Consider the following 11,983-nt stretch of genomic DNA (forward strand, 5'->3'; position numbering starts at 1 on the left):
GATGCCCGCAGCAGTCCGGACCGGCGACCCCACCACTCACGGCGGCCGCATCACCACCCCGCCGCCCCCGGCCGCCCTGAAGGTCGAGAGCGTGCTGATCGGCGGCGCGCCCGCGGCCGTCGTCGGCAGCCTGCACGTCTGTCCCGTCGTGCCGCACGCGGCGCTCCTCGCGGCCAACGTGATCGTGCCCGACCCGGCCGATCTGGTGGGCGGCACGGTCCTCATCGGCGGTCTGCCCGCCGCCCGGGCGGGCGACAAGACGGCGTGCGGCGCCCAACTCCTGCCCGGTTGTCTGACGGTGGAGATCGGGGGCGTGCTGTGAGCGAGCGGTTCATCGGCCGCGGCTGGGCCTTCCCGCTGCGGACCGGCCCGACCGGCGGCATCGCGATGGTCGAGCGGGGCCGGGAGATCGAGGAGGCCATCCGGCTGGTCCTCGGCACGGCGCCCGGCGAGCGGCCGATGCGCCCGGAGTTCGGCTGCGGCATCCACGACTACGTCTTCGCGCCGGGCGACGGCGCGACCGCCGGGCGGATCGCCCAGCAGGTGCGCGAGGCGCTGGAGCGCTGGGAGCCGCGGGTCACCGTGGACGACGTCGTCGTCGCCTTCGACGCGGTGGACGACGGCACCCTCTATCTCGACGTGCACTACACCGTGCGCTCCACCAACGACCGGCGCAACCTGGTCTTCCCCTTCTACACGATCCCCTCGGAGGAGGGGGCCGAGGAAACGGTCGGCGACTGATGGCCCTGCCCTCCCCCAATCTGGACGACCGACGGTTCCAGCAGCTCGTCGACGAGGCGAAGCGGTACGTGCAGCAGCGTGCGCCCGAGTGGACCGATCACAACGTGTCCGACCCGGGCGTCACCCTGATCGAGACGTTCGCCTACCTCGTGGACCAGCTGCTGTACCGGCTCAACCGGGTCCCGGACAAGAACTACCTCGCTTTCCTCGACCTGTTGGGCATCCGGCTGTTCCCGCCGGCCGCCGCCCGCGCCGAGGTCGACTTCTGGCTGTCGGCGCCCCAGCCGGAGGCGGTCACCCTGACCGCGGGCACCGAGGTGACCACCGCCGCCGGGGAGGACGAGGACGCCGTGGTCTTCGCCACCACCGCCGAACTGAGCATCCTGCCCAGCGAGTTGACGCGGCTCGTGACGGCGCCGCACAGCGGTGCGCAGAGCGACAGGACCGGCGCGCTCGCCGACGGCCTGGACGTACCGTGCTTCCAGGCGACGCCGGAGCCGGGCGACGCGCTGCTGTTCGGGCTGCCGACGGCGGTGCCCCGCTGCATCGTCGCGGTGCGCCTGGACAGCCGCGTCGAGGGCGTCGGCGTCGATCCGCGCCAGCCGCCGCTGGTGTGGGAGGCGTGGGACGGCGGACGCTGGCAGCGGTGCGAGACCGGCGAGGACTCCACCGGCGGCCTGAACCGGCCGGGCGAGGTCGTCGTGCACGTGCCCGCCGGGCACACCGCGTCGGTGGTCGGCGGTACGCGCGCGGGCTGGCTGCGCTGCCGGGTCGTCGAGCCGGAGCCGGGCCAGCCGTTCTACTCCGAGTCGCCGACCGTGCGGGAGGCCTCGGTGTTCACCGTGGGCGGCACGGTGACCGCCGAGCACGCGGAGACGGTGACCGGTGTGCCGCTGGGCACGTCGGAGGGGGTCGCCGGGCAGACGTTCCGCCTGGAGCGGCCGCCCGTGCTGCTCGACGGGGAGCCGCCGGTGGTGGAAGTGGCCTCGCCCGAGGGGTGGCTGCGCTGGGACGTCGTCGACCACTTCGGGCGCTCCGGGCCCGAGGACCGGCATGTGCAGGTGAACGCCGCCACCGGGGAGTTCCTCTTCCCGCCGGCGCTGCGGGAGGCCGACGGCACGCTGCGGCTGTGCGGCGCCGTGCCGCCGAAGGGCGCCCAGGTGCGGGTGGCCCGCTACCGCACCGGCGGCGGCCCGGCCGGCAACGTCGCGCGCGCCGCGATCAACGTGCTGCGCAGCTCCGTCCCGTACGTGGCCCGGGTCGGCAACCGCGAGGCGGCGCGGGGCGGAGTCGCGGGCGAGACCGTCGCCAACGCCAAGCTGCGCGCCCCGCAGGCGCTGCGGATGCAGGAGCGCGCGGTGACGGCGGAGGACCACGAGATCATCGCCCGGCAGGCGGCGCCCTCGGTGCGCCGGGTGCGCTGCCTGCCGGCCGCCGAGGGGCCCGGCGCGGTCCGGGTCCTGGTGGTACCGGACGCGGTGGCCGACGAGGGCGACGACCGGCTGCGCTTCGAGCAGTTGATCCCCTCCGACCAGGTCCTCGCCACGATCACCGAGGCGCTCGACGAGCGGCGCCTCATCGGCACCCGGCTCGTCGTGGAGCCGCCGGACTACCAGGGCGTCACCGTCGTCGCCCGGCTCACCGCCCCGGCCGGCGCCGCCGACCGGGTGCGCGAGGCCGCGCTCGCCGCGCTCTTCCGCCACCTCAACCCGGTGCACGGCGGACCCGACGGCACGGGCTGGCCGTTCGGGCGGCCGGTGCAGTACGGGGAGGTGTTCGGCGTGCTGCAACGCGCAGTCGGGGACGTGCTGGTCGAGGACATCCGGCTGTTCGCCGCCGACCCGATCACCGGGCGGCGCGGCTCGCCCGCCGACCGCATCGACATCGGCGCGGGCACGCTCGTCTTCTCCTACCAGCACCAGGTGGTCGTCACCGCGGCGGAGCCGGGGGGCCTCGCATGAGCCGGGCCGCCGTCCCCGGCCTGCCCAGCCGGTACCCCATCGGGGAGCAACTGCCCGCGCTGTACGCGGAGGACGACTTCGCGCAGCGGTTCACCGCCGGGCTCGACACGGTCCTCGCGCCGGTCTTCGCGACCCTGGACAACCTGCCCGCCTACCTCGATCCGCGGGTGGCCCCGGCCGACTTCCTGGCCTGGCTCGCCTCGTGGGTCGGCGCCGACGACGATCCCGGCCGCCCGCTCGACGTGCGCCGCGAGGCGACGCTGCGGGCCGTGGAACTGCACCGCAGGCGCGGTACCGCCCGCGGTCTGCGCGAGACCCTGCGGCTGGTGCTCGGGGTCGGCGCGGACGTGGTCGGTGCGGGCGGCGCGACGTGGTCGCGCACCGCGGGGGCCGACCTGCCGCCCGCGCCGGACGCCGAGGTCGTGGTGCGGGTGTGGCCCGACCGGACACCGACGGTCGACGCGGACCGGGTCGGCGCACTCGTCCGCGGCCTGTGCCCGGTGCACACGGCATTCCGGGTGGAGGTCCTGAGCGGCCCGCCCACCGACGACGAAAGGTGACGGCGATGCGCGCGTGCCCGGCCTGCGGGGCGTCCAACGGGGAGACGGACGACTTCTGCGGCAACTGCGGGACCTATCTGGGCTGGTCGGACGAGGTCGCGGCGAGCCGCTCCGCGCGCCGGGCCCCCTTCCCCGGCCCGGAGCCCACCCCGGAACCAGATCCGGAGCCCCCCGGCGCGAGCCCGACACTGTCCACCGCGACAGCCTCCGGCGACGCCGAGCCCGGGCCACTCCCTGCCCCGCGACCGGAGGCGCCGGGAGCCGTCCCGGGGCCGGGGGTCGCGGGAGCCCCAGCGAGGCCGGGAGACGCGAAAGCCCCAGCGGGGCTGGGAGTCTCGGAAACCCCAGCGGGGCCAGGAGACGCGAAAGCCCCAGCGCGGCCGGGGGGCGCGGAAGCCCCAGCGAGGCCAGGAGACGCGAAAGCCCCAGCGCGGCCGGGAGTCCCGGAAACCCCAGCGAGGCCGGGAGTCGCGGAAACCCCAGCGCGGCCAGGAGTCCCGGAAACCCCAGCGAGGCCAGGAGACGCGGAAACCCCAGCGAGGCCGGGAGTCGCGGAAACCCCAGCACGGCCAGGAGACGCGAAGGCCCCAGCGCGGCCGGGGGGCGCGGAAGCCCCAGCGAGGCCGGCAGGTGCGGAAACCCCTGCGGGGCCGGAAAGTGCCGGGCGCGGCGGGGTGGCCGAGAGCGCCGACCGCTCCGGCGCACGGGGTGCCGCGGCGCGCCGCTCCGCGCGCCGGTCGCCCTCCCCGGACCTGGAGCCCACCCCGGGACCGGTGCCGGTTCCCACCCCGGGACCAGTACCGGAGCCCCCCGGCGCGGGCCCGACACCGTCCCTCGCAACGGCCTCCGGCGACGCCGAGCCCGGGCCACCCCCTGCCCCGCGACCGGAGGCGCCGGAGGCCCGCGGCTCGTCCGGAGCCCCGCGCCCGGCCGCTGCCCCAGGGGCCGTTCCCGCTCCTCCCGCCCCCGGCGGAGCCGACACCCACCGACCCCCGCCCCCGGCGCCGCCGAAGCCCTCCACCGCACCCGGTACCCCTGGCCCACGCCGCGCCGCCCCCGGCCCGGCCTCCCCCAGACCCGTGACCCCACGGGCCCCCGCCCCACCGCAGGCGACCGCGCCGCAACCCGTGAAGCCCGCCAAGGCCGTCGCGCCGCGGCCCGTCGTGCGGGCCCTGCCGGGGGACGACGACGTGGCCGGGGAACCGTGTCCGAAGTGCGGCACGCCCAACCCGCCCGGCCGCCGCTTCTGCCGGCGGTGCGCGGCTCCGCTGGCCCCGGCCGTGGCGGCGGCGCCGCTGCCGTGGTGGCGGACCGTGTGGCCGTTCCGGCGGCGGGCCCGGTCGGGGTCGGGCCGGCTGCCGCGGCTGCTGGCCGTCCTCGTCGTCGTCCTGGCCCTGTGCGCGGGCGGTTTCCTGCTGCTGCCCGCCGGGCGCCACCTGATCGAGGACACCCGGGACAAACTCGGCACGGCCGTGGCGGTGACCCCGTCGGGCGTGGCCGCCTCCGGGCAGTTGCCCGGGCACCCCGCGGCCGACAGCGTCGACGGGGTGAGCAACCACTACTGGGGGGCGCCGGGCCCCGGCGCCTCGGTCACGTACACGTTCGGCACCCCGATCCGCCTGGTGGACCTGATCGTCACCAACGGGGCGTCGAAATCCGCCGAGCAGTACGGTCGGCAGGCGCGCGCCCTGGAGATCGACGCGCAGTTCAGGGAGGCGGACGGCACGGCACACCTCCAGCGGCTGACGCTGAGCGACAAGGCAGGGTCGCAGACGTTCCAGGTCGGGGTCAGCGACGTCGCGTCGGTCCGGCTGGTCCTGCGCGCCCCCGCCGGACTGACCGGCGGCCGCCACATCGCCCTCGCAGAGGTGGAGTTCTTCCGGCGCGGCTGAGGCGGCGCGGCTGAGGCGGCGCGGACGTACGAGAGCGGGCCACCGGTGGTCGACCGGTGGCCCGCCCTCGTGCGTACTGTCCGGGATCAGACCTTCAGCGGCCGGATCGACGTGGGCGCGTGCCCGGGCTCCGTCGCCAGCTCCTCGAACTCCTTGACCGCGCTGATGTCGGCCGTCGGGCTCATCGCGATGTTGGTGATGCGCTCCAGGATCGCCTCGACGACGACCGGCACCTGGTGGTCCTGCGCGAGCTTCTTCGCCCGCTCCAGGGCCTCGCCCAGCTCGTTCGGGTCGGTGACCCGGATCGCCTTGCAGCCGAGGCCCTCGGCGACCTTGACGTGGTCGACGCCGTAGACGCCCAGCTCGGGGCTGTTCTGGTTCTCGAACTCCAGGTTGACCTGGAAGTTGATGTCCAGGCCGATCTGGGCCTGGCGGATCAGGCCCAGGTAGGCGTTGTTGACCAGGACGTGCACGTACGGGATGCGGTGCTGCGCGCCGACCGCCAGCTCCTCGATCATGAACTGGAAGTCGTAGTCGCCGGAGAGGGCGACGACCTGCGTGTCCGGGTCGGCCTTGGCGGCGCCGAGCGCGGCCGGGATGGTCCAGCCGAGCGGGCCCGCCTGGCCGCAGTTGATCCAGTTGCGCGGCTTGTAGACGTGCAGCATCTGCGCGCCGGCGATCTGCGAGAGCCCGATCGTGGTGACGTACCGGGTGTCCTTGCCGAACGCCTTGTTCATCTCCTCGTAGACGCGCTGCGGCTTCATGGGGATGTTGTCGAAGTGCGTACGGCGCAGGAGGGTCTCCTTGCGCTCCAGGTGGGAGGCGACCCACGCGGAGCGGTCGGGGAGCTTGCCGGCGGCCTTGAGTTCGCGCGCGACCTCGACGAAGAGTTCCAGGGCGGCCTTGGCGTCCGACGCGATCCCGTAGTCCGGCGCGAAGATCTTGCCGATCTGGGTCGGCTCGATGTCGACGTGCACGAACGTGCGGCCCTGCGTGTAGACGTCGAGCTTGTACCCGGTGTGGCGGTTGGCCCAGCGGTTGCCGATGCCGAGGACGAAGTCCGACTCCAGGAACGTGGCGTTGCCGTAGCGGTGGCCGGTCTGCTGGCCGACCATGCCCGCGTTCAGCTCGTGGTCGTCGGGGATGGTGCCCCAGCCCATCAGCGTGGGCACGACCGGGGTGTTGGTCAGCTCGGCGAACTCGACGAGCAGGTCGCTCGCGTCCGCGTTGATGATGCCGCCGCCCGCGACGATCAGCGGCCGCTCGGAGGCCAGCAGGAAGCCGATGGCCTTCTCGATCTGGGCGCGGGTCGCGGCCGGCTTGTAGACCGGCAGCGGCTCGTACGTCTCCGGGTCGAACTCGATCTCGGTCTGCTGGACGTCGATGGGCAGGTCGATCAGGACGGGGCCCGGGCGGCCCGAGCGCATCAGGTGGAACGCCTGCTGGAAGACGCCGGGGACCTGCGCGGCCTCCAGGACGGTGACCGCCATCTTCGCGACCGGCTTGGCGATCGTGGCGATGTCGACGGCCTGGAAGTCCTCCTTGTGCAGGAGGTGGCTGGGCGCCTGACCGGTGATGCACAGGATCGGGATCGAGTCGCCGATGGCGGAGTACAGACCGGTGATCATGTCGGTGCCGGCCGGGCCCGAGGTGCCGATGCAGACACCGATGTTGCCCGGGTTGGCCCGGGTGTAGCCCTCGGCCATGTGCGAGGCGCCCTCGACGTGGCGGGCGAGCGTGTGGTCGATGCCACCGCTGGCCTTGAGCTCCTTGTAGAAGGGGTTGATGGCGGCACCGGGCACGCCGAACGCGTTGCTGACGCCTTCGCGCTTGAGGATCTCAACGGCCGCGCGGGCGGCGGTCATTCGAGCCATGAGGTGCTCCCGACTTCTGCAGTGACTGAGTACGTCTGTGTCCGGCGGTCGGATTCGCGCTCCCGTCGCGCCCCGCGGCGAGCTCTGAAGTCCGTACCCCCCGCATTTCCATAATGCGGAAAGTTTGTTCTGCTATATGGAAGCAATGTAGAGGGGGGTCTCCGAGGCCGTCAAGGTGGATGATGGAACGGACCACGAACCGGAACCGTGGAGCCCGAGGGGGATACGCCATCGCCGAGCCCGTGCGCGTCCGGTGTCCCGCCTGTCAGCGCGAGCACGTCTACGCCCCCGCGGAGCTGCCCTGCGCGTGTGGCGCCCCGGTCGCTCCCCCGGTGCTGCGTGACGCCGTCGCCGAGCCGGTGAGCGCGCGCACCTGGGCCGACGACTGGGTCACCCTGCGCTGCCCGATGTGCGGCCGCCGCGACCGCTGGCCGCGCCCGGAGCTGGGCTGCGAGTGCGGCACCGTGCTGCGGATCCCGGTCAGGAGCGATCAGGCCCCCGCCGCCGCGCCGGCCCCTCCCCCTTCTCCCGCTCCCTCCCACATACCGCTGCCGCGGACCGCGCCCGCCCCGCGGCCCGCGTTCCGGCCCGTCGCCATCCGCACCGCGCGCGACGCGGTGACCGCCGCCGCGCTCTACCTGCGCTGGCTGGGCTACCGGGACGTGCGCCGCGCCGACCAGCGCCCCTCCTCCGGCGTCGGCCTCGCGGCGCAGGGCGTCATCGCGCAGATCGAGCCGTCGGTCCGGCCCGCGACCGTCCGCGACGTGGAGTGCCTGTGGTTGCAGTCCATGACGGAGTCGGCGGCCCCCGTCTTCTTCTCCCTCGCCGGGTACGCGGACGCGGCCCGCACCCGCGCGGACGAGCTGGACGTCCCGCTCTTCGTCCTCGACCTCGCCGGGGTGCCGCAGCCGGTGAACAGCCCGGCCGACGAGCTGATCGCGAGCGGGGCCTGACCGGCGGGCTCCCCGAGGGGCGGCGCCGCCCCGATACTGGCCCGATGATCCTCCGTAGCGCCACGGCGGCCGAACTGCCCCGCCTTCAGGACATCGAGGTCGCGGCCGGAGCCGCCTTCCGGCCCCTCGGCATGGACGCCGTCGCCGACGACGAGCCGCCCGCCCTCGCGGAGCTGGAGGCCTTCCGGCGCGCCGGGCACTGCTGGGTCGCCGCGGCCGGCGACGGGACCGTCCTCGCCTACCTCATCGGCCTCCCCGTCGACGGCGCCTTCCACGTCGAGCAGGTCACCGTGGACCCGGCCGCCGCCCGGCGCGGGATCGGCCGGGCCCTGCTGGCGCACGCCGCGGACCGGGCCCGCGCCGCGGGCCTGGCGGCACCGACCCTGACCACCTTCGCCGACGTGCCGTGGAACGCGCCCTACTACGAGCGGCTCGGCTTCCAGCGGCTCACGGACCGCGCTCTCACGCCCGGCCTGCGCGCCGTCCGGGCGGCGGAAGCGGCGCACGGGCTCGACCGGTGGCCGCGGGTCTGCATGCGCCGGGAGCTGTGACGCCCACCCGGGGCCCGCGCTCCGGGCGCCCCGCTCCGGCTACGACTCCCCGTACCCCTCCCGCAGTTCGACCTTGCGGACCTTGCCGCTCACCGTCATGGGGAACGCGTCGAGGATGCGCAGCCGGGTGGGCACCTTGTAGTGCGCCAGCCGGTCGCGGCAGAAGGCGCGCAGCTCGTCGAGGGTGAGACCGCCGGCGGTGTCCCGCAGGATCACGCAGGCCAGGACCTCTTCGCCGTACTTCTCATGCGGTACGCCCACCACCTGCACGTCGGCGATGGCCGGGTGCCCGTACAGGAACTCCTCGATCTCGCGCGGGTAGACGTTCTCGCCGCCGCGGATGATCATGTCCTTGATGCGGCCGACGATCTGCGCGTAGCCGTCCTCGCGCAGCACCGCGAGGTCGCCGGTGTGCATCCAGCGCCCGGCGTCGACGGCCTCGGCGGTCCGCTCGGGCTCGTCCCAGTAGCCCAGCATCACGCTGTAGCCGCGGGTGCACAGCTCGCCGGGTTCGCCGCGCGGCAGCGTGACGCCGGTGGCCGGGTCGACGACCTTGACCTCGATGTGCGGCAGGACGCGGCCGACGGTGCCGGTGCGGCGTTCCAGGTCGTCGTCGCGGCGGGTCTGGAGCGAGACGGGCGAGGTCTCCGTCATGCCGTAGCAGATGGAGACCTCCGCCATGTGCATCTCGGCGACGACCCGCTTCATCACCTCGGCGGGGCACGGCGAGCCGGCCATGATGCCGGTGCGCAGCGACGACAGGTCGTAGGCGGCGAAGTCGGGCAGGTTCAGCTCGGCGATGAACATCGTCGGGACGCCGTACAGGGACGTGCACCGCTCGTCCTGGACGGCGCGCAGGGTCGCGGCCGGCTCGAAGGACGGCGCGGGGATGACGATGCAGGCGCCGTGCGACGTCGCACCCAGATTCCCCATGACCATGCCGAAACAGTGATAAAACGGGACGGGCAGGCAGACCCGGTCCTGTTCGGTGTAGCCGACCGTCTCACCCACCCAGTAGCCGTTGTTGAGGATGTTGTGGTGGGAGAGCGTGGCGCCTTTCGGGAAGCCGGTGGTGCCGGAGGTGTACTGGATGTTGATGGGGTCGTCGCACGACAACTGCGCCTCTCGCCGGGCGAGTTGATCGGGCGTGACGTCCGCACCGCCCGCGACGAGCGCGTCCCAGCTGCCCTCCCCGATGAACACCCGCTCCCGCAACCGCGGGCATTGGGGGCTCACTTGGCGCACCAGCTCGCGGTAGTCCGTGCCCTTGTGACCCGGGGAGGAGATCAGCACCGAAATCCCGGACTGCTTCAGGACGTACGCCAGCTCGTGCGCGCGGTACGCCGGGTTGATGTTGACCATGATCGCGCCGATGCGGGCGGACGCGTACTGGACGAGGACCCACTCGGGGCAGTTGACGGCCCAGATGCCGACACGGTCCCCCTGCGCGACCCCGGCGGCCAGCAGCCCGCACGCCAACTCGTCGACGGCCGAATCGAATTGCGCGTAGGTCCAGCGGCGCCCGCTCGGCACGTCGACGAGGGCGTCACGGTCCGGCCACGCCTCGACGGCCCGCCGCAGGCTGGAGCCGATGGTGTCGCCGAGCAGCGGCCTGGTGTCCGTGCCGTGCGCGTAGGAGAGCTTGGTGGTCACCGGAAGTCCTCCTCGCGGTACTCGTCGGCCGAGCCCTGCGCCGTGCGCTCGCGCAGCTCGATGCGGCGGATCTTCCCGGAGACGGTCTTGGGCAGCTCGGCGAACTCGACGCGCCGCAGCCGCTTGTACGGGGCGAGGACCGCGCGGGAGTGCTCGAAGAGCAGCTTGGCGGCGTCCGGGCCGGGTTCGAACCCCTCCGCCAGCACGACGTACGCCTTCGGCACGGAGAGCCGCAGCGTGTCCGGGGCCGGCACCACCGCCGCCTCGGCGACGGCCTCGTGCTCCAGCAGGGCGCTCTCCAGCTCGAAGGGGCTGATCTTGTAGTCGCTGGCCTTGAAGACGTCGTCGGAGCGGCCCACGTACGTCAGGTAGCCGTCGGCGTCCCGCGCGCCGATGTCGCCGGTGCGGTAGTAGCCGCCCGCCATCGCCTCGGCCGTCCGCTCCGGATCGCCGTGATAGCCGACCATCAGGCCGACGGGGTGCGCCGAAAGGTCGAGGCTGATCTCGCCCTCGGCCGCGCCCGGTTCGCCGGTGACGGGGTCGAGCAGCTCGACCTTGAAGCCGGGGCTCGGGCGGCCCATGGAGCCCGGCTTGAGGAGCTGTCCGGGGCTGTTGGAGACCTGCACGGACGTCTCGGTCTGCCCGAAGCCGTCCCGGATGGTCACGCCCCAGGCCCGCCTGACCTGCTCGATGACCTCGGGGTTGAGCGGCTCGCCCGCGGCGACGACCTCGCGCGGCGGGGTGGCCAGCTCGGTGAGGTCGGCCTGGATGAGCATGCGCCACACGGTGGGCGGCGCGCAGAACGACGTGACGCCCGCCCGGTCCATCACCGCCATCAGGCGGCCGGCGTCGAACCGCGTGTAGTTGTAGAGGAAGACGGTCGCCTCCGCGTTCCACGGCGCGAAGAAGTTCGACCAGGCGTGCTTGGCCCAGCCGGGCGAGGAGATGTTCAGGTGCACGTCGCCGGGGCGCAGGCCGATCCAGAACATCGTCGCCAAGTGCCCTACGGGGTACGAGACATGGGTGTGCTCGACGAGCTTGGGCCGGGCCGTGGTGCCGGACGTGAAGTACAGCAGCAGCGGGTCGTCGGCGAGGGTGACGCCGTCGGCCTCGAAGGTGTCGGGGGCGTCCGCGGCGTCCTCGTAGGAGAGCCAGCCGTCGACCGGTGCCGGTGCGCCGACGACGATCCGGGTGTACTCCCCCGGCACCTCGGCGAACTTCCCGGTGTCCTCCGGGCGCACGATCACGTGCCGGGCGCGGCCGCGCTCGACCCGGTCGGTGAGGTCGGCGGGGCCGAGCAGCGGCGTGGTGGGGATGACGACGGCGCGCAGCTTCATCGCGGCGAGCATCACCTCCCACAGCTCGACCTGGTTGCCGAGCATCAGCAGGACACGGTCGCCGGGCCGCACGCCCTGGGCGCGCAGCCAGGAGGCGGCCCGGTTCGAGCGGCGGCGCAGTGTGTCGAAGGAGAACACGCCCTCGTCGCCGTCCTCCTCGACGATGTGCAGGGCGGTCTTGCCGTTGCCGTCCGCGATCACGTCGAACCAGTCGAGGGCCCAGTTGAACCGGTCCGGCCGGGGCCAGGCGAAGCCCTCGTACGCCGCCTCGTACTCCTGGGCGTGCCGCAGCAGGAAGTCACGGGCCGTGCGGAACTGCTGCGTGGGGCCGTTCGCCGTCGTCATCTGCGCTCCTCGCGCTGCTGGAGTCTCACTCGTCCCGCGCCGACGCGGGCCGTGTCATACCTGACCGTCTCTGTCATCGTGTAGGGCGTGACGCAGGTCTCACCACCCCCGAACGG

10 protein-coding genes are annotated in these 11,983 nt (G+C 73.7%); 7 read left to right on the plus strand and 3 right to left on the minus strand.

Features of this window, described 5'->3' with window-relative positions; genetic code table 11:
* The first annotated feature begins 1 nt into the window (after position 1).
* The 5 genes from ACIBW6_RS08580 (at position 2) to ACIBW6_RS08600 (ending at position 5,154) form a co-directional block, all read left to right on the plus strand.
* Positions 2 to 322, plus strand: coding sequence for a PAAR domain-containing protein (locus ACIBW6_RS08580; protein WP_399058117.1), 321 nt, complete (start codon positions 2 to 4; stop codon positions 320 to 322).
* Entirely contained in the window at positions 319 to 741 is a 423-nt protein-coding gene (locus ACIBW6_RS08585; RefSeq protein ID WP_399058119.1) for a GPW/gp25 family protein, read from the plus strand. The genes ACIBW6_RS08580 and ACIBW6_RS08585 overlap by 4 nt, the downstream gene beginning before the upstream one ends.
* The gene (locus ACIBW6_RS08590; protein ID WP_399058121.1) at positions 741 to 2,702 is read left to right on the plus strand and encodes a putative baseplate assembly protein; all 1,962 of its coding nucleotides are present in this window, start codon (positions 741 to 743) and stop codon (positions 2,700 to 2,702) included. The genes ACIBW6_RS08585 and ACIBW6_RS08590 overlap by 1 nt, the downstream gene beginning before the upstream one ends.
* Positions 2,699 to 3,262 (plus strand): phage tail protein, encoded by a 564-nt coding sequence (locus ACIBW6_RS08595; protein WP_399058123.1) that lies wholly within the window; start codon positions 2,699 to 2,701, stop codon positions 3,260 to 3,262. Before ACIBW6_RS08590 ends, ACIBW6_RS08595 begins: the two co-directional genes overlap by 4 nt.
* A 1,079-nt stretch (positions 3,263 to 4,341) precedes the next feature.
* A complete protein-coding gene (locus ACIBW6_RS08600; protein WP_399058125.1) occupies positions 4,342 to 5,154 on the plus strand; it encodes a zinc ribbon domain-containing protein in 813 nt (270 codons plus the stop codon).
* An 86-nt stretch (positions 5,155 to 5,240) separates the two neighbouring features.
* On the opposite strand, the gene gcl is transcribed toward ACIBW6_RS08600, so the two are convergent.
* Entirely contained in the window at positions 5,241 to 7,019 is a 1,779-nt protein-coding gene (gene gcl, locus ACIBW6_RS08605) for a glyoxylate carboligase (protein ID WP_399058788.1), read from the minus strand.
* Between the two features lie 239 nt (positions 7,020 to 7,258).
* On the opposite strand from gcl, the gene ACIBW6_RS08610 reads away from it, so the two are divergent.
* Positions 7,259 to 7,981 carry a hypothetical protein gene (locus ACIBW6_RS08610; protein ID WP_399058790.1) on the plus strand — a complete coding sequence of 241 codons (723 nt, stop codon included), beginning with the start codon at positions 7,259 to 7,261 and terminating at the stop codon, positions 7,979 to 7,981.
* Positions 7,982 to 8,025: 44 nt separating this feature from the next.
* Positions 8,026 to 8,532 (plus strand): GNAT family N-acetyltransferase, encoded by a 507-nt coding sequence (locus tag ACIBW6_RS08615; RefSeq protein ID WP_399058127.1) that lies wholly within the window; start codon positions 8,026 to 8,028, stop codon positions 8,530 to 8,532.
* Between the two features lie 39 nt (positions 8,533 to 8,571).
* On the opposite strand, the gene ACIBW6_RS08620 is transcribed toward ACIBW6_RS08615, so the two are convergent.
* Together ACIBW6_RS08620 and ACIBW6_RS08625 are read right to left on the minus strand one after the other, a co-directional pair.
* Positions 8,572 to 10,185: an AMP-binding protein gene (locus ACIBW6_RS08620; RefSeq protein ID WP_399058129.1), complete on the minus strand. Its 1,614-nt coding sequence runs from the start codon at positions 10,183 to 10,185 to the stop codon at positions 8,572 to 8,574.
* The gene (locus tag ACIBW6_RS08625; protein WP_399058131.1) at positions 10,182 to 11,867 is read right to left on the minus strand and encodes an AMP-binding protein; all 1,686 of its coding nucleotides are present in this window, start codon (positions 11,865 to 11,867) and stop codon (positions 10,182 to 10,184) included. Before ACIBW6_RS08625 ends, ACIBW6_RS08620 begins: the two co-directional genes overlap by 4 nt.
* Positions 11,868 to 11,983 lie beyond the last annotated feature (116 nt).

This window comes from Streptomyces sp. NPDC049813 (genome assembly GCF_044465085.1).
Classification (GTDB): Bacteria; Actinomycetota; Actinomycetes; order Streptomycetales; family Streptomycetaceae; genus Streptomyces.